The following is a 17251-nucleotide window of genomic DNA, read 5'->3' as shown; positions in this document are numbered from 1 at the left end:
ACTGAACCCTTGGCGATCTGATCGGGCCGCGGATCCTCGCCCCGGTGCTACCGGTGCCGGGCGAGGCTGCGCACGAGGACGGTCAGCGAGAAGGCGATGACGAGCAGGTGCACCCATGCGGGGCCGGGCGCCGGGGTCAGGGCCAGCGAGGTGAGCTGATACGAGGTCATGACGCGCTCCTGCCCGGGACGGCCGCGACGGCCTCGGAGACCGCGAGGACGAACGAGTGCCCCGCCGGATCGGTGTACCGGCGCAGTGTCGTGCGGTTGTCCAGGCGGGTGCCGTCCCCCTCCGCCGTCACCGGGCGTGCCCCGAGGGCCACGGCCTCGCGCTCGGCTTCGTCGAGGGAGTCCGCGGCCACCAGGATCCGCAGGTGCGCCTGCTGCGAGTCCTCCGGCGGGGGCCAGCTCGGCGGCAGGTGGTGCGGATCACGGCGGATTGCGAGGACCACTCCGGTGCGGCCGGTGACGAGGAACAGCTCCGCGTCGCCGCCGGCCGGGCCCGCCGTGGCGCCGAGCAGTTCGGCGTAGAAACGGGACAGGGACTCGGGTTCGGCGCAGTCCAGGACGAGAACGCTTGTCTTGAGTACGGTCATGTACCGCGTGTGCCCTGCGTCGTCGCCCGTACACGCTCGGCGGTTTCCGCTCCCGGCGGCGGCTCCACGAGGATGCGGGGCAGGGCGTCCGGGTGCTTCGCCACGAGCCAGGCGATCAGCTGCTCCCGTACCGCGCAGCGCACCGTCCACAGGTCGTCGGCGTCCTTGGCGGTGACGATGACCCGCACCACGATGGTGGAGGGCGTCGTCTCGGTGACGGCGAGGTCCCATCCTCGGCCGTCCCACTCCGGGCAGTTGTGCAGGATCTCGTGGGCCTTGTCGCGCATCAGGTCGACGGGCGCGCCGTGGTCGCAGTGGAGGAAGGCGGTGCCGGTCATCTGGGCGCCGCCGCGGGACCAGTTCTCGAAGGGGCGGGTGGTGAAGTACGAAACGGGCATGGTGATCCGGCGTTCGTCCCAGGTGCGTACGGCGAGGTAGGTGAGGGTGATGTCCTCCACCAGCCCCCACTCGCCCGCGACCACGACGGTGTCGCCGATGCGCACCATGTCGCCGAAGGCGATCTGGAAGCCGGCGAAGAGGTTTCCGAGGGTGGACTGGGCGGCGACGCCGGCCACGATTCCGATGATTCCGGCGGAGGCGAGCACGGAGGTGCCGAGCGCGCGGAAACTCGGGAAGGTGAGGAGCATCGCGGCGATCGCGACGACGGCCACGACGACCGTCACGACCCGCGTCATCAGCGTCACCTGGGTACGGACCCGGCGCACCCGGGCCGGGTCGCGGGTGCCGGTGGCGTAGCGGGCGTACCCCGACTCGACGACGGCCGAGGAAACCGCCACGATCAGCCAGGCTCCCGCACCGATCAGGGTGAGCGAGAGGATCCGGTCCACGGTGGCGGCGTTGTCTTGCAGCGGCGGCCACGCGGTGTGCCGGTAGGCGCCCCTGAGGAGCGCGGCGAGCAGCACGATCCGCAGGGCGCGGCGGCAGCGGCGCAACAGGTGCCACAGGGGCGTTTCGGGGTGTCGTGCGGCGGCTCGGCGCAGCAGCAGGTCGACGGCCCATCCGGACGCGGCGGTCACCAGGACCGAGCCGCCCAGGACGGTCGGCAAGAGAACAAGGCTGTTCATGTCTCCCCAGCGGATGTAGACGGCACGGGCTTCCCCGCGCGTGCCCCACGGGAAGGAGCTGACACAAGGGGCGCGAGAGCCGCGGGGCCTCAAGTCCGCAGGGCCGCAGCGCTGCTCGGGGCCTGTGCATGGGCCCCTCAGCGGCGGGTAGCCGCGCCTCAAGACGTCCTGCCGGACGGCCCGCACCGCTCGGGGTGGGGCCGCCGACGACACGGAAGGGGTGCACATGTCGCACGTCGAGGAGTATGTCGAGGTCAACGTCCCCGTACGGATGGCCTACAACCAGTGGACGCAGTTCGAGCAGTTCCCCGCCTTCATGGAGGGGGTGGAACGCATCGAGCAGCGCACGGACACGCTCACCCACTGGGTGACGAACGTGAACGGTGTGCAGCGCGAGTTCGACGCTCAGATCACCGAGCAGCTCCCGGACCGGCGCGTCGCGTGGATGACGGTCGGCGGGGAGACCCGCCAGGCCGGGCTCGTCACCTTCCAGCCGATCGACGCGACCACCACCAAGGTCGTCCTGCACATGAACTGGGTGCCCGAGGGCCTGGCCGAGGCGGCCGCCGACAAGCTCGGCTTCGTCAAACGTCAGGTCGTGGGTGACCTGAAGCGGTTCAAGCTGTTCATCGAGTCGCGCGGGTCAGAGACCGGCGCGTGGCGGGGCGAGGTCTGAGCGCGATGGGAGTCGGGGCCGCGGGCAGGGGCGCGCGGGCCGCGTCCCGGGGCGGCGGGGTCCGGGAGGTCACGGCCCGCTGCGGGTTGCTGGCGCGCGGGGTGCTGTACGTGCTGATCGGGATGCTGGCCCTGCGCGTCGCCTTCGGCGGCGGTGACAAGGAGGCGGACCGGCAGGGCGCCCTCCAGGAGCTGGCGGGAAAGCCCTTCGGCGGTGTCCTCATCTGGGCCGTGGGCCTGGGTCTCGTCGGCATGACGCTGTGGCGTCTGTCGGAGGCGCTGTTCGGCGCGGCCGGACCCGATGGTGACAAGCCCGTGAAACGGCTGGCCTCGGCGGCCCGGTGCATCTTCTACGCCGTGGTGGCCTTCTCCGTGCTCACGTTCTCGGCGGGCGGCGGGCGCTCCGGCGACGAACAGTCGCGCGATGTGACGGCGAAGGCGCTGGACCTGCCCGCCGGCCAGTGGCTGGTGGGCGGCGCCGGACTCGGTATCGGCGTCGCGGGGGTGGTCATCGCGGTGCAGGCGGCGCGGCGCGGCTTCCGCAAACATCTCGCCATGGGCGGGGTCTCGGCACGGTGGCGCAAGGCCGTCGACTTCCTCGGGGTGACCGGTGGCCTGGCCCGGGGAGCCGTGTTCGCGACGGCCGGCGGCTTCGTGGTGTACGCGGCGCTGCACTACGACCCCTCCCGGGCGAAGGGGCTCGACGACACCCTGAGGTCGTTCACCCACACCGGGGCGGGTCCGTGGCTGCTGGTCGTGGTCGCCGTCGGGCTGATGCTCTTCGGAGTGTTCTCCTGGGCGATGGCCCGGTGGCGCGAGGTCTGATCCCGGCAAGGGGGTTACCCGCCTAAGGGAAGCGGAATCCCTCGGTATCTCGGCCAAGTTGGCGTACGCGCCTGCATGCCTCCCCGAAGTGACGTTCCATCACCCCTGTACGGGGGCACCCGCGTGGTGCCGTTGGTTCGCCCACCGAGGAGAGCACACCATGACGAAGATCCTCGTCCTGCACAGCGTCAGCCTGGTCAGGTCGGCCCTGGCCGCCCTGCTGAGATCGGAAGGGCCCTTCGAGGTCACATCGGCGGGGTGGCGTGCCGCGGTGCGCCAGGCCGAGTGCTTACGACCAGACGTGACGGTCGTCGACCTCGACTGTCCGGGGACGACGGCCGTTCTGGCCGACGACGGACGCGCGGACCGGCAGGTCCTCGCGTCCCCGTCGTCGGTCCTGGTACTCGCGTCGACCGGCGCACCCGGCGCCCTGCACCGGGCCTTCCGGGCCGAGGCCCGCGGCTACGTCGACAAGGACGGGTCACCGGGACGGCTCGTACGGGCCGTCCGCAAGGTCGCCGCGGGAGAACGGTTCATCGACGCCTCGCTGGCTTCAGCCTTCATGGAGGCCGACCCCGTGCCGCTGAGCCCGCGGGAACTCAGCGTGCTGGCCCGGGCCGCGGAGGGCGATTCCATCGCCGAGATCGCCCGCACCCTGCACCTGGCGAGCGGGACGGTACGCAACTACATGGCGGCGGCGACCCGCAAGACCGGCGGACGCAACCTCATCGACGCGATCCGGATATCCCAGGGGGCGGGCTGGGTCTGATCCGCGGCCGCCGCGGACGGGTGCCGCAGCCGCGTCATTCGTCCGTGGTCCGGTTCCAACGCCCCACCAGATCGCGGTACAGGGGCGATCTGGCGGGGAGTTCCGCATGCGTGCCGCACACCGCGCGGGTCCCGTCAAGGACGAGGACCCGGTCGGCGCGGGCCGCGGACGAGACGCGGTGGGCCACGACGACGAGGGTGCCGGGCCGGTCCGCGAGGGCCCGCTCGGCACGCTCCTCCGTACGCGGGTCCAGGTGGCAGGTGGCCTCGTCGAGCAGCAGCAGCGGAGCCGGCGAGAGGTAGGCGGCGGCGAGCGCGAGGTGCTGGCTCTCCCCTCGCGACAGGTGCCGGGGGGACACCTCGGCATCCAGGCCGCCCAGCCGCTCCACCAGGCCTTCCAGCCCCAGGACGCTGACGGCGCGCAGCACCTGGGCGTCCCCGGGCGCGCGGGCATCCGGGCCCGGGCCGGGGGCCGCGGACAGGTGGGTCAGGTTCTCCCGCACGGTGCCGGTGAACACGTAGGCCTGCTGCGGCAGCAGGGTCCGCCGCGGGTCCGGTCCCGTGGCGCCCGGTTCCCGGCCGGCGGCCGCGCCGGCGACGAGGACCGTTCCCGCGCCGGGTGACAGCATCCCGGCCAGCAGCGCCGTGAGCGTGGACTTGCCTATGCCGCTCGGCCCCACCACGGCGAGGTGCTCCCCCGGCCGCACCACCAGGTCGAGGGCGTCGAGTACGGGGGCCGCGCCGGGGCCGTAGGCGAAGGTGACGCCCCGGAGCTCGGCCGCGGCGGCGCTCTGCGGGCCGGTGTGGACGAGCGCCCGCGGTGTCGTCGCCGGGCGGTCGGCCGGGGCCGGCGACACCGGTTCGCAGAAGCGTTCGAGGACCACCAGCAGCCGGGTTCCGGCGGATCCCACCGCCGTCATCAGGGAGTTGAGGGCAGGCAGCAAGGCCTGGACCACATAGGTGAGGCCGCCGGCCAGCGTACCGGCGGTGATCCCCCGCCCGAGCAGCCAGGGCGTCGCGGCGAGCAGTGCGATCACCGGCAGCCGGCCCGCCGCGCCCAGGGCCAGGGTGCGCAGGGCCGCCCAGCGGGCGAGCCGGCGCGCCAGCCGCTCCTGGGTGGCGATCAGCGGCTCCACCCGGGCCTGCGCCGCCGCCTGTCCACCGCAGGCGACGATGTCACGCAGGCCCTCCCCCAGCGCCCCCAACCGGTCCGACAGCGCCTCGTCGGTGTCCAGGGACCGGCGCTGCACGGATGCCATGGGGCGGAGCGTGGCCAGGAAGGCGGCCGCGCCCAGCAGCAGGGGCGGCAGCACGATCAGCAGCAGCACAGGGGCCAGGGCCGCCATGCCCGCGAGTGCGCCCACGGCGGTGAACACGAACGAACGTGCCGTCAGGACCAGCCCCGCGAAGGAATCCCGGGCCATTTCCGTCTGCTGGGTCAGCCGGGACACCGCGCCCGTGTCGGGAGCGCGCGCCGGGTCGGCGACCGCGCGCTCCAGCGCCTGCCGTACCGCCCGCCGGACCAGGCCGTCCCGCAACGGCTCCACGAGGTCCGCGAGGCCGGCGAACACACCGCGCAGCGCGAAGCCGCCGAGCAGCGCCCCGGCTCCGGCCGCGGCCAGCCAGGCGAGACCGGTGGCGGTGCGGCCGGCGAGGAAGCCGTCGTCGAGGGCGCGGGCCACGCCGTAGCCGCCGAGGAAGGTGTGCGCGGACTCGAGGAGCGACCAGGCCGCCAGCTTCCCCAGCGCCCCCTTGCGGCCGCGCAGGAACCGCCGGGCCTCGGGGGCCACCCGGCGCCAGGCCCCGGCCCCGGCCCCGGTCACCGCGCCACCTCCCGGTCCGCTTGCGCACCCGTCTGCGCGTCGGCGGCGAACACCGCCCGGTAGGCGGGCTCGCGCCGCCACAGTTCACCGTGGGTTCCGGTCGCCCGCAGCCGCCCGCCCTCCAGCCATACGACGAGGTCGGCGCGGGCGGCGGACGAGAGGCGGTGCGCGACCACGATCCGGGTGCCGGGCCGGATCTCCTGGGCGAGCGCCCGCTCGACCTCGCGGGCCGTGACGGTGTCGAGGCTGGAGGTCGCGTCGTCCAGCACGAGGAGCCGCCCCGCGTGACAGAACGACCTGGCCAGCCCGAGGCGTTGGACCTCACCGCCGGACAGCGGGGCGTCGGCGAGGCGCGTGTCGTACCCGTGGGGCAGGTGTCGTACGAACGGGTCGGCGCAGGCGGCACGGGCCGCGGCGCGGACCGCTTCCGGGCCGGGGGCCGCACCCGCGCCGAACCCGATCGCGTCACCGACCGTGTCCCCGAGCAGCACGGGCCGGTCGAAGGCGTACCCGACCTCGCGGCGCAGCGCTTCGGCGCTCACCTCCCGTAGCGGTACGCCGTCCAGCAGCACCTGGCCCGTGTCGGGGTCGGTGAGCCGGCCGGCCACGGCGGCGAACAGCGTCTTGCCGGCTCCGGAGCGGCCCACCACCGCCACCGTGGTGCCGCCGGGGATCACCAGGCTGATGTCGTGCAGGACCGTCGACCCGCCGCGCACCACCCGGACGTCCCGCAGTTCCAGGGTGCCGGGGCCGCCCTGCGGCAGCTCCGCCCGGCCGTGGTCGAGTACGGGCAGGGCCAGGAGGGCGGCGGTCCGCCGGGCGGCCGCCCGGCCGCGGACCACGGCCGCCAGAGCGCCGGTCACGGCGCCGACACCGGCCGCGAGGGCGGCGTACCGTGAGGCGGCGAGGAGTTCGCCGACGCCGATGGCCCCGGCCGACAGGCGGATGCCGCCGACGGCGAGGACCACGTACAGCAGCATCGGCATGAGGGCCGCGGAGCGGGCCGTCGTGCCGCCGTAGACCTGCCACATGCGTCGGCCCTCGGCGCCGAGCTCGGGCAACTGCGCGAGGATCCGCGTGCGTTCGCGCTCCGCGGTACCGGCGGCGGCGATCGTGCGCGCCCCGGCCAGTGCCTCGACGAGGCGGCCGGCGGTCGCGAGCTGCACCTGCTGGTAGCGGGCGACGCTGGTGAGGGTGTCGCGGGCGAAGGCCCGCAGCAGGAGCACCAGCAACGGAACGCCCAGGAGGAAGGCGAGGGCCGTCCACAGGTCGATGAGGAAGAGTGCGGCCACCGCGCCGAGCGGCGCCACCAGTGCGGCGACGGCGTGCGCGGCGGCGGCCGGGACCCTCCCGGCCTCGGTGGCGTGCGCGGTCAGCCGCGCGGCGGTCTCACCGGGTGCGTAACGGGCCGCGTGGTGCGGGGCCGTCCGCAGCAGCCGGGTGAGCCCGAGCCTGCGCAGCCGGGCGGTGGAGCGGCCGTCCACCTCGCCGGTCAGTCGGGCGGCGGCGGCGTCCAGGGTCACTTCGGCGGCGATGACCGCGGCGCACAGCAGCGTCCAGGCGGGTCCCGACGGGGCTCGGCGGAGCAGCAGGTCGAGGGTGTGGCCGAGGATCGCGGGTTCGGCGAGCGCCGCCGCGGCGGCCGCCACCGCGCAGCCGAGGACGGCGGCGGTGCGTCCGCCACTGTGCCGGGCCGCTGCCACGAGCGTCCGGTCGGCGCTGCGTGCCTCGGCCGGCGCCCGCGCCGTGTCGAGCGCCGCGTCGGGGGGGCTCATCGGCGGGTGCCTCCAGTGATGTGGTGCGGGCCCGGACGGCGTACGCCGCCCGGGCCCGAGGTGACCTATGTCAGTTACAGGTCGTGATGCTCAGGCTGCTGTCTCCGCAGAGGAGCAGGCTGGCCCGGCTGCCGCCACCGCCGCCGCCGTGCATCGCGGCCTCGGTGATCTCTTCCTTCGGGGTCTCCATCGACTGCAGGTCAAGAAGCGTCATGTCAGATTCCTCTTCTTCTCTCGAGTGGTGCGATGGGTCACGGCCCCGGGTGGGACCGGCTTGGGGGCCGCCGCGCGTTCGCGCAGCGGCGGGAGGAACGGCAGGTGAGCGCGCCCTGCGGGCGCCGCGCTGCCGAGGGCGAGGAGAGCGCCGGCCGTGCCCGTGGCCAGGTCCATGGACAGGCGCATCATCTGCTCGCCGGGGAAGGCCAGATGCCCCTGGTACGGCACGGCGTGCCGGGCCAGTGCGTCGATCTGGCGGGCGATGGCGTCGGGCCCGGTGCCCGGGCCCGGTGTGGTGGTCCGGGCCAGGTGGAGGATCATCCCGGCGGCGCCGCGCAGCAGCCCGGGCTGGGCGTAGAAGGTCGCCTGCGCCGCCCGTACGATCTCGAGCCGGGCCTGTTCGAAGCGCTCGTCCGGGCCGTGCTCCAGCCAGTCGTCGAGCACCATGCCGATGCCGACGCTGCCCTCACCGAGGTACGGCATCGTGCGCCAGCCCTCGTTCACCTGGAGGGTGCCGTAGGCGCTGGTGACGCAGCGGTCGAGGTCGCGGTGGAGCGCCTGGGCGGCCTGGGTCAGCAGTTCCTTGTCGCCGGTGCGCTCGTACAGCCGCACGAAGAGCAGGGCGGGGCCGGAGTTGCCGTACAGCAGTCCCGCGCGGGCGGGCCGCTGCTCGGGCCGGGCGATGAGCTCGGCGCAGCGCAGGGCCGCGGTGTGCAGCTCGCTCTCGCCGCTCGCGGTGCCGAGCGCGTCCAGGGCCAGGCCGATGCCGGCGAGTCCGCTGTGCAGGTCGGGGCCCGCGCTCTCCCAGGGCTGGTGCAGCAGCTGGTCGGCGAGGGCGAGAGCTCGGCCGTGGTGTCCGAGCCGGTGCAGGGTCCAGGCCGTGCCAGCCAGGCCGTCGTAGAAGCCGAGCGGAGTGCCGGAGAGCGGGGCCTCGGTCCGGTCGAGCAGCCATTGCTCGGCCTCGGGCCAGGGTTCGGCGCCGGTCTCGGCGAGGGCGTGGAGCACTCCGGCGATCCCGTAGCCGAAGCCGGTGCCTCCCCCGGCGGCCGCGAACTGGGCGATGTCGCCCGGGACGAAACGGTCCTCGCGGTCCGGGGTGGCGCTCGCACGCAGCGCCGCGGCCATCGACGTACGGGCGGCCGGCCATTGCCCGGGCTCGACGGGCAGGTACGGCCCGGCCGGGACGGGCGGGCGGGAGCCCGGTCCGTCCTGCGGGGCGCCCGCCAGGATCTCCTCGACGGCCTCGTCCAGGAACCGACGCGGTACGGGGAACTGCTCGGCGGCGACGGCGGCCAGATGCGCGGCCTTGGCCCGGTCCATGACGAGCAGGCTGGTCAGCGGCAGGAACAGGGCGAGCCGCAGGCAGGCGAGGGCGTAGCGGTCGACGGAGAATCCGCGCCGTCCGGCGGGGGCGACGAAGGCGGGGTTGGCGACGGTCTGCCGCAGCCCCTCGTCGACGTGCGCGGCGGCTTCGAAGTCCAGGAGTGCGACGGAGGGTTCGCCCGCCTCGTCCTCCGTCACCATGATGTTGAAGAGGTGGAGGTCGTTGAAGACCACGCCGCGGGCGTGCACGGCGTCGACGGCCTCCGTGACCCGGCGGTGGATCGTGAGGGCCCACTCGGTGTACGAGGCGAGCTCCGCCGGGTCGGGGTCGGCCTCGATCAGCGGGTGGCGGCGGGCGAAGTAGGTGTTGAGCGGTTTGCCCGCGAGGTGTTCCAGCACGAGGAAGTGGTGGCCGCCGACCGTGAAGGTGCCGCGGACCGCCGGGACGCAGTCCAGGCCCTCCAGGCGTTCCAGCGCGGCCTGTTCGCGGTGCAGCCGGGTCACGGCGTCCGCGCCGTCGGCGGCGAGGCCGGCGTACGGGCGGGCCTCTTTGAGCACCACGCGCTCGCCGGTGCGGCTGTCCTTGCCGACGTAGACGCCGCCGCCGTTGGAGAAGTGCAGCGCCCGCTCCACCGTGAAGGGGACGCCGGTCAGGGTGACCGCGGAGCGCGCCGCGAGGTGCGGCTTCAGGAAGTCGGGCAGTTCGAGCCACTCGGGCGGCTGGAAGACCGGTTCGCGCCGGTCCGGTACGAGCCGCCCGTCCGGGGTCTCGATCGCCGGGACCAGTTCGCCGTGCTCGTCGTAGCAGTGCCGCAGGGTGAAGCTGCCGTAGCGCAGGTGGACCGGTCCGGCGCCCCAGCGCAGATCGCTGAGGATGTACGGTCCTGCCGCGCCGGCCAGCGCGGCGTCGAGGTCCTCCGCGATCCGGCGGCACTGCTCCTCGTCGGCGGGGTACACGGTGATGAACTTCCCGCTCGCCGCGCGGTCGGCGTACTTGGCGTTGCGCAGGTGCAGCAGGTACCGGCTCGGGATGAACTTGAAGGCGATGCTCCGGGCGGTGCAGTACTCGTACACCGTCGTCAGCAGCGACTCTGCGTTGTCGAGCGTGGCCGAGACGTGGATCTTCCAGCCCTGCGAGGGCAGTTCGGCGCCGACGGGACGCAGCGCGAGCCAGTCACCGCTCCGGTGCGAGCGCCACCCCGACGGGACGGGGGCGAGCGCGGCCGGATAGCTCTCGCCGGCTCGCCGGTACGGCGCGTCGTAGAACCAGCGGTCGGCGTCGCAGAAGGCGGCGTACCCCTTGTTCACTCCTGCTCCCTCGGTCGGTGACAGGACCGACCGTGTCACGCCCGGCACACACGGCGACAGTCGCCGCTGTCACCGATGGGGTGTGCAGTACTCACGAGTCACGAGGCTCCGCTTCCCGTGACCGGGGCGGGCGGGGGCGGCGGGTCCAGCGGTGCCACCAGTGCCGACGGCGCGGGTGTACGGCCCGCCCCAGCCTCCGGCCGATCAGCAGGTAACCGAGGAGCGCTCCGGCCGTGTTGAGGATGACGTCGTCGATGTCGAAGACGCGTCCCGTGACGAGGGCGCCCTGGATGAGCTCCACCAGCGTCATCAGGCAGACCGTCACGGCCGCGACCCGCAGCAGCCCCCGGGCGGGGGGCAGCAGGACGGGCAGGAGCACACCGAACGGCAGGCCCAGCAGCAGGTTCCCGCCCAGCTGGCGCACCGCCTCGATCGTCGACGGCCCGTCCAGGTAGGCGCTGATCGAACTGCCGGGATGGAGATTGCTGTGTACGAGGGCCGCCGAGGCGGCGGACGGTTCCAGCGTCAGCCGGGCCAGGACCAAGCCGAACAGGACGGTTCCGACGAGGGCGATCACCATGGCCAGCGCCCTGACCGCCGGGTGCGGCGGCCGGTGTTGCCTCCCGGTGGCCGGTACGGACTCTTCCTTTGGCTCCCCGCCGCGCCGTAGCGCGTACCTTCGTGTCATGGGCGCGCGTCTACCCTGCGGACGGCCCGGTACGCGAGCACCGCCGGCGGTCCGCCCTGGCGCCGTACGCGGGACGCGGGACGCCGCGGGTGCATGCTCACGGGCACTGTCGGGCACCCGCGCGGCATGAGCTACATCCCCCGCACCGCATCGCGTCGCGGCAGCCCGCCCGCTGTCGCCCTCGTGGCGCGCACCCGCGCCGAACTCCGGCGTACGGCCGTCCACGTCTGGACCGACAATCTCGCCGACCAGGCGGCCGCCCTCACCTATTACGCCGTGCTGGCGCTCCTGCCCGCACTCGTCATCGCGGTCTCCCTCGTGGGGCTGCTGGGCGATGCGACGGGGGACCGGCTGGTCGCCGAGCTCACCTCGTACGCGCCCCCTCAGTCGGCGGTGGTGCTGCGCGACGCGCTGGCCGGCCTCTCGGCGGAGCACTCCTCGATGTGGACCCTGCTGATCGGCGGTGCGCTGAGCGCGGTGTGGTCGGCGTGCAGTTACCTGGCGGTGTTCCGACGCACGCTGCACACGATGCACCGGGTTCCCGATACGCGGACCGCGCTTCGTGCGGCCCACATGCTGGTCCTCAACGCCGTACTGCTGCTGATCCTCCTCGTCGTCGGCGCCGTGGGACTGGTCGTGTCGGGGCCGCTGGCCCGACGCGCCGCCCAAGCCACCGGCGGGGACGGCCCGCACGGCATCGTGCTCCTGCGCTGGCCCGTGCTGCTGGTGGTCGTCACCCTCCTGGTGCTGGTCCTCTTCCGTACCGGCCCCGCCCAGAGCCGGGGCGCCCGCCGGGGCCTGCCCGGCGGCGTACTCGCGGCCCTGCTCTGGCTGGGCGCCTCGGGGCTCTTCACGCTGTACACGGAGCTGGGCACGTACGGCCGGCTCTACGGCTCGCTGGCCGGCATCGTGGTCTTCGTCGTCTGGCTCTGGCTGGCGAACCTGGCGCTGCTCACCGGGGCCCGGTTCAACGCCGAACGGGCACGGGAGCCGGACTCCCGGCCACGTCCCTGAGCCTCGGCGGCCGAGTGGGGTTTCGCCGCGGTGGATTCCCGGACACGGGGGTTCTACCGTGGGAGCAGAAGCTGGAGTGGCCATGCTCGTCACCTCACCCTCGCCCTCACCCACGGCCCGCCCGCCCTCACCGCCCCCGCCGAAATGACCGGGTCCAAAGGGGCGGGACGGCCGTCGCCCTCCGGGCGGATACTCAGCGCGATCCGCCGTGCGCGGGCCGGTCGCCGCTGGGCCCACGTGCGGAACCTGGAGCTGTGGCAGCGCTCCCTGGGGTTCGCGGCGCTCGGGTTCCTCACCCTGGTGCCGCTGCTGATCGTCGTATCCGCCGCGGACACCCGCGGAGGGCAGGGGTTCGCGCAATGGCTCGGCGACGGGCTCGGCGTGTCGCCGGCCGCCAGGGTGGAGATCGAGCGGCTCTTCGCCCTGCCCGGCCAGACCTGGCGGACCACGACGGCGTTCGGCCTCGCCCTGCTCGCCGTGTTCGGCCTGTCCTTCGGCACCCTGCTGCAAAGCGGCTACGAGCAGGTCTGGGGTCTGCCTCCGGCCCGCTGGTGGGCCCGATGGCGTCACGTGCTGTGGCTCGGCGTGCTGGTCGGGGTCCTCTACCTCTCGGCGATCACTCCGCCGTGGCGCGAGTCCCCGGCCCGCGGCTTCGTCACGGTGGCGATCGGAACCCTCTTCTTCTGGTGGTCCCAGCGCCTGCTGCTCGCCGGCCGGGTCCCGTGGACCGCCCTCCTTCCCGGGGCGGCGGCCACCATGATCGGACTGCTCGGGCTGCGGATCTTCTCCCGGCTCGTCTTTTCACCGCTGATCGCGTCCAGCGCCGTCACGTACGGCTCTTTCGGAACCGTCCTCGTCATCCAGACCTGGCTCGTCGGCATCGGAGTCGTCGTCTTCGGGGGCGCCCTCGCCGGCCGACTGCTCCACGACGAACTGCTGCGCCGGGCGCGCCCGGCGGATCCCGGCCGGTGAGGCGACGGCTGCGGGGACGACGCCGGGCGTCACCGGCCCGGCTGTCACACGCGCACGGCGTGCTCGGCACGCCGTTGCGCGGACCGGGCAACCGCTGCCGCCTGCCGTTCGACGTACTGCCGCAGCTTCTCGCGGCTGCGCTCTCCCTCTCCCGTCAGACCGGTGCGCTCGAACACCCCCAGCGATCTGAGCAGCGGGCGCAGGATCTCGTTCAGCAGCACATTGCGGTCGAGGATGCCGCAGACGGCGATGCTCCGGGCGGCGGAGCGCAGCGTGGGGGCATGGTGGCCCGGCATCCGGAAGGTGCAGACCACCTCGCACAGAGCCCGCATGGTGCGATCCGGGTACCGGTCGAAGGCCGCGGCCAAGAGATCGCGGTAGAACACCATGTGGAGGTTCTCGTCCGCGGCGATCCGGGTCAGCAGCCGTTCGCACGCCGGTTCGCCGCTGACGCGCCCGGTGTTGCGGTGCGCCACCCGGGTGGCCTGTTCCTGCACCATGACGTAGGCGATCCCGTGGAGGGCCGAGCCCGGGTACTCGCGGGTGTAGCCCGTACTCATGTGCTGCATCCGGTGGCGTTCCAGGGCGACGGGATCCACCGCCCGGGTGACGTGCAGGTAGTCGCGCAGAGCGGTGCTGTGCCGGCCCTCTTCGGCCGTCCACCGATGCGCCCACTCGCCCCAGGCTCCCCCGCGGCCGAGCTCGGTGACGAGCTCCGTGTGGTAACTCGGCAGGTTGTCCTCGGTCAGCAGGCTCAGGACGAGCGCCGCCCGTACGTGAGCGGCCAGCGGGGACTGTTCGGGGTCCCAGGGGCGGCCTTCCAGCGGTCCGTCGAAGTCCTGGCCGCGGTTCCACGGCACGTACTGGTGGGGAAACCATTCCTGGGTCATCGACAGGTGCCGGTCGAGGTTGGCGGCGACGACCGGTTCGAGTTCCCGCAGTACGTGGTCGTCGTCCTGTGACGGCTCAGCGCCGGGACTGTGCATCGTCTCTCCTGAGGGCTGTGGAAGTGCGCGGGGCGAGCAGGTGGTGCCGGGGATCCCGGCCTCGACGCACGACGGCGCCTCTGAGGATCTCCGCGGCCGCGGTGTCCCTGACCGTCTCGCAACTACCGCCGAAGACACTGAGGACTCGGACGTCCCTCAGGGCGGGGAGCAGGCTGCCCGGCTCGCTCTCATCGGCGAAGGCATCGGGGCCGGCGAGCCGGGCGCAGCCGTTGACGATCAGTTGGGTGAGGCGGGCGCTGACGGTCTTGGCGAGGTCCGCATCGAGACGGACGCCACCACCACCACCGCCGTCGCCGTCGAACCGTTCGACCGCGGCGTCCAGGAACGCCTCGGCGGCTTCCAGCCGGACCGTCCACCCGGACAGTTCGCCGCGTGCCGCGGCCGAGGAGCGCACCGTCGGGAGCACGGCGGTGCGCTCCACACTGCGGCGGGCGCATTCCAGCATGCCGGCGGAGATGGCGAGCCGCTCCTCCGGCAGGACCCGGGCCAGGTGAGCCATGGCGAGCCCCGTGCGGCCGAGCACGGCCTCGGCGGGCAGCCGACAGCCCGTGAACCGGATCCGGCCGGTGTGTGAGCTGCGCAGGCCCACGGTTTCCAGTCGCCGCACCCGCACTTCGGGGAGGTCGGTCGGTACCAGGAAGAACGTCATGCCGAGGGCGCCGGCCCGGGGTTCGGTGCGCGCCAGGACGATCAGGAAGTCCGCGATGGGGGCGTTGGTGACGAAGGTCTTCTCTCCGTCGAGAAGCCACCCTTCGTCAGTCGCCACCGCACGGGTGGCTGTCGCGTTGACGAGGTCCGACCCTCCCCCGGGCTCGGTGATCGCCACCGCGGCGACCAGGTCGCCCTTCAGCAGGGGGTGCAGCCATCGGCGCTTCTGCTCTTGCGTGCCGTGTTCCTGCAGCAGCGGCACGGCGACGTGAGTCTGTACGGACAGACTGGTGCTGACGCCGCCGACCGCGTCGCGCCCCACGGCGCGGATGAAGGCGACACCGTCCGCCAGCCCCAGACCCAGTCCGCCCTCCCGAGCCGGAACCCGTACGCCGAACACCCCGGCACGGCCGACGGCCGCGAACAACTGCCGGGTGACGCCGCCGTTCGCCTCCCAGTCCGGTACGTGCGGTGCGATGTCCTGCCTGACCAGCGCGCGCACCCCGGCACGGAACGCGCTCGCGGAGTCCGGGGGGCGTACGGGTGCGGTCGTCCGGCGTACGGCGGCCGCCTCGGGGCCGGCGGTGATCGGCAGCAGGCCGGTGGCCCGGTCCAGTTGGTCCTGCCCGCCCAGCAAGGCGCAGGTGTAGACGGAGTCGCGGTAGGCGCGGGCGATCCATTGCTCTTCGAGGAACCCGTAGCCACCGTGGAGTTGGCAGGCGGTCTCGACGGCTCGTGGGGCGGCGAACGCGACGTGGGCGGCCACTCGTAGTGCGGCGTCGCGCAAGGAGGGGGCAGCCCGGGATTCCACCCGGTTCAGATGGGCGTCGCACATCCTCACCTGCGCCGTGGCCTCCACCAAGGCGTGCCGTACCGCCTGCCGGTCCGCGACGCGTCCGCCGGCGAGCGGCCGTTCGACCACGTATCCGATGGCCGCCGCCACGGCGTCCGCCGCCAGCTCGGTCACCAGACGAGCCAGCCGCAGCCGGGTCCCGGCCACCGCGTCGTGCAGCAACTGCTCGTGACCGGGCCGCACTTGGACGGTGTGGGCGTCGGGCACGGGGACCGAGTCCAGGCGTACGCATCCCCAGCGCGCCCCCGTGAGGGGAGACGGCTTCCCTTCGCCGCGCGCGACTCCCGGACCGCGCAGGGGCAGCAGCACGAGGACCGTGCCCCCTCCCCCGGGCCGAACGGCTTCGCACAGGATCCGGTCGGCCCCGGGCAGCCCCAGCACGTGCTCGGCGCGACCGGTGGCGGTCCATCCGCCGGGTTGTCCGCGCAGGCTGATGTCGCAACGGGTGCCCAGCAGGCCGTCGCTGGACGCATGCTGAAGGGCCGTGCACGTCCGGGCGGCCTTGGGCGGCGGGTCCGGCAGCAACCCGGTCAGCACCGCGGTCAGCCCTTCGGCCACGGCTTCGGCCACCTGCGCGCCGAGGCCCCGCCCGGCAGGCTGCGGCCGGGCGGATCCGGAGGAATGCGGCCGCTCTGCGGGCGTACCGTCCGAGGCGGCCGTCGGGGTCAGCACGGCGTCTCCTGACGGGCGGCGCCGAACATCCCGGCCAGCCCGGCCTCCAAGTCGACCCGAGGGGTGAATCCGAGCTCGCGCTCCGCCTTGTCCGTGGAGCAGGTCCACGCCGGGCAGCGGCCCTCCACCGCCTTGTCCCGGTTGACCGCCGGGAACGCCGCGGGACCGCGCCGTCGGGCGGCCATCTCCGAAAGCCATGCCACCGCGTGGACGGCCGGCGCCGGGACGGGGACCAACAGCGGGGTCCTGCGGTCCATCGCGCGGGCCACCGCGGCGCACATCCCGGCCCACGAATGCTCGACTCCGTCCGATACCGTGTAGACACCGGCCGCGGAATCGTCCCGGGCCAGGGTAAGGCCACGGTGCATCGCCGTCTCCAGCGCGGCGCACGCGTCGTCGACGTGTACGAGGGAGTACCGGCAGGTCTTCGTACCGGGGCGGGGTGCGATCCCCGCCCGGGCCATCGCGGCCAGCGCGGGGATGAAGGCCGGGTCCCCCGGGCCGTAGACGATCGGCGGCCGTACGACGACGGAGGGCAGGTCCGGCGCCAGGTTGCGCAAGGCCTGCTCACCGGCGAGTTTGCTGCGGCCGTACCGTGAGACGGGAGCCGGCGGGTCCTCCTCGCGTCGGGGGCGGCCGGGGACGGACGGACCTGCGGCGGCGAGCGAGGAACACAGGATCAGCCGGGGCGGTGCGGGCAGAGCGGCGAGGTGCTCACCGAGCATCCGGGTGCCCGTCGCGTTGACCCGCTCAAAACCCTCCGCATGTCTCGCCTTGACCACTCCCGCAAGGTGCAGCACGCATTCGGCACCGCGAACGGCTTCCGCCAGGCCCGTCCCGTCGGCCAGGTCTCCCACCACCAGGCGCGCGCCCCGGGGTACGAGCTCCCGGGCGGAGGTGGACCGCACGATCGCGGTCACCTCGTGGCCGCCTGCCAGCAAGCGGCGGGTGAGTCGGCGGCCGATGAAGCCGGTGGCGCCGGTGAGCAGAACACGCATGGCCAT

16 protein-coding genes are annotated in these 17251 nt (G+C 73.7%); 5 read left to right on the top strand and 11 right to left on the bottom strand.

Annotated elements, in window-relative coordinates; translation table 11 throughout:
• Window positions 1–47: 47 nt before the first annotated feature.
• The 3 genes from ACFWBF_RS23905 to ACFWBF_RS23895 are packed head-to-tail and all read right to left on the bottom strand — an operon-like array spanning window position 48 to window position 1680.
• Complete coding sequence (locus ACFWBF_RS23905) at window positions 48–170, bottom strand: hypothetical protein (protein ID WP_385605408.1); 123 nt, start codon at window positions 168–170, stop codon at window positions 48–50.
• Complete coding sequence (locus ACFWBF_RS23900) at window positions 167–595, bottom strand: VOC family protein (RefSeq protein WP_385605405.1); 429 nt, start codon at window positions 593–595, stop codon at window positions 167–169. The genes ACFWBF_RS23905 and ACFWBF_RS23900 overlap by 4 nt, the downstream gene beginning before the upstream one ends.
• A complete protein-coding gene (locus tag ACFWBF_RS23895) occupies window positions 592–1680 on the bottom strand; it encodes a mechanosensitive ion channel family protein (protein WP_385605402.1) in 1089 nt (362 codons plus the stop codon). The genes ACFWBF_RS23900 and ACFWBF_RS23895 overlap by 4 nt, the downstream gene beginning before the upstream one ends.
• Window positions 1681–1906: 226 nt before the next feature.
• Between ACFWBF_RS23895 and ACFWBF_RS23890 the strand changes: the two genes are divergently transcribed.
• The 3 genes from ACFWBF_RS23890 to ACFWBF_RS23880 all read left to right on the top strand — a co-directional run bounded on the left by ACFWBF_RS23890 (window position 1907) and on the right by ACFWBF_RS23880 (window position 3949).
• Window positions 1907–2356 (top strand): SRPBCC family protein, encoded by a 450-nt coding sequence (locus ACFWBF_RS23890; RefSeq protein ID WP_385605399.1) that lies wholly within the window; start codon window positions 1907–1909, stop codon window positions 2354–2356.
• Complete coding sequence (locus ACFWBF_RS23885; protein ID WP_385605452.1) at window positions 2353–3180, top strand: DUF1206 domain-containing protein; 828 nt, start codon at window positions 2353–2355, stop codon at window positions 3178–3180. The genes ACFWBF_RS23890 and ACFWBF_RS23885 overlap by 4 nt, the downstream gene beginning before the upstream one ends.
• Window positions 3181–3340: 160 nt before the next feature.
• Window positions 3341–3949, top strand: a complete 609-nt coding sequence (locus ACFWBF_RS23880; protein ID WP_385605397.1) for a response regulator transcription factor — start codon at window positions 3341–3343, stop codon at window positions 3947–3949.
• A gap of 34 nt (window positions 3950–3983) precedes the next feature.
• On the opposite strand, the gene ACFWBF_RS23875 is transcribed toward ACFWBF_RS23880, so the two are convergent.
• From ACFWBF_RS23875 to ACFWBF_RS23855, 5 genes are all read right to left on the bottom strand, one after another.
• On the bottom strand, window positions 3984–5771 hold the full coding sequence (locus ACFWBF_RS23875) for an ATP-binding cassette domain-containing protein (protein ID WP_385605394.1): 1788 nt from the start codon (window positions 5769–5771) through the stop codon (window positions 3984–3986).
• Window positions 5768–7546: an ATP-binding cassette domain-containing protein gene (locus tag ACFWBF_RS23870; protein WP_385605391.1), complete on the bottom strand. Its 1779-nt coding sequence runs from the start codon at window positions 7544–7546 to the stop codon at window positions 5768–5770. The genes ACFWBF_RS23875 and ACFWBF_RS23870 overlap by 4 nt, the downstream gene beginning before the upstream one ends.
• A 70-nt stretch (window positions 7547–7616) precedes the next feature.
• Complete coding sequence (locus ACFWBF_RS23865; RefSeq protein WP_385605389.1) at window positions 7617–7760, bottom strand: SapB/AmfS family lanthipeptide; 144 nt, start codon at window positions 7758–7760, stop codon at window positions 7617–7619.
• A complete protein-coding gene (gene lanKC / locus ACFWBF_RS23860) occupies window positions 7757–10393 on the bottom strand; it encodes a class III lanthionine synthetase LanKC (protein ID WP_385605386.1) in 2637 nt (878 codons plus the stop codon). Before lanKC ends, ACFWBF_RS23865 begins: the two co-directional genes overlap by 4 nt.
• A gap of 91 nt (window positions 10394–10484) precedes the next feature.
• A complete protein-coding gene (locus ACFWBF_RS23855; protein WP_385605383.1) occupies window positions 10485–10973 on the bottom strand; it encodes a VanZ family protein in 489 nt (162 codons plus the stop codon).
• 234 nt (window positions 10974–11207) lie between these two features.
• On the opposite strand from ACFWBF_RS23855, the gene ACFWBF_RS23850 reads away from it, so the two are divergent.
• Together ACFWBF_RS23850 and ACFWBF_RS23845 are read left to right on the top strand one after the other, a co-directional pair.
• Entirely contained in the window at window positions 11208–12095 is an 888-nt protein-coding gene (locus ACFWBF_RS23850; protein WP_385605380.1) for a YihY/virulence factor BrkB family protein, read from the top strand.
• 189 nt (window positions 12096–12284) lie between these two features.
• Window positions 12285–13067, top strand: a complete 783-nt coding sequence (locus ACFWBF_RS23845) for a ribonuclease BN (RefSeq protein ID WP_385605450.1) — start codon at window positions 12285–12287, stop codon at window positions 13065–13067.
• A gap of 44 nt (window positions 13068–13111) precedes the next feature.
• Here ACFWBF_RS23845 and ACFWBF_RS23840 read toward each other — a convergent pair whose 3' ends face one another.
• Genes ACFWBF_RS23840 through ACFWBF_RS23830 form a run of 3 tightly spaced genes read right to left on the bottom strand, consistent with a single transcriptional unit; the run spans window position 13112 to window position 17251 of the window.
• Window positions 13112–14053 (bottom strand): acyl-ACP desaturase, encoded by a 942-nt coding sequence (locus ACFWBF_RS23840; RefSeq protein ID WP_385605378.1) that lies wholly within the window; start codon window positions 14051–14053, stop codon window positions 13112–13114.
• Window positions 14034–16247, bottom strand: a complete 2214-nt coding sequence (locus ACFWBF_RS23835; protein ID WP_385605375.1) for an acyl-CoA dehydrogenase family protein — start codon at window positions 16245–16247, stop codon at window positions 14034–14036. The genes ACFWBF_RS23840 and ACFWBF_RS23835 overlap by 20 nt, the downstream gene beginning before the upstream one ends.
• Entirely contained in the window at window positions 16241–17251 is a 1011-nt protein-coding gene (locus tag ACFWBF_RS23830) for an NAD-dependent epimerase/dehydratase family protein (RefSeq protein ID WP_385605372.1), read from the bottom strand. Before ACFWBF_RS23830 ends, ACFWBF_RS23835 begins: the two co-directional genes overlap by 7 nt.

The organism is Streptomyces sp. NPDC060028, assembly GCF_042736725.1.
GTDB lineage: Bacteria > Actinomycetota > Actinomycetes > Streptomycetales > Streptomycetaceae > Streptomyces.
The sequence above is the reverse complement of the archived record's forward strand: the minus strand, read 5'-3'. Positions and strand labels throughout refer to the sequence as shown.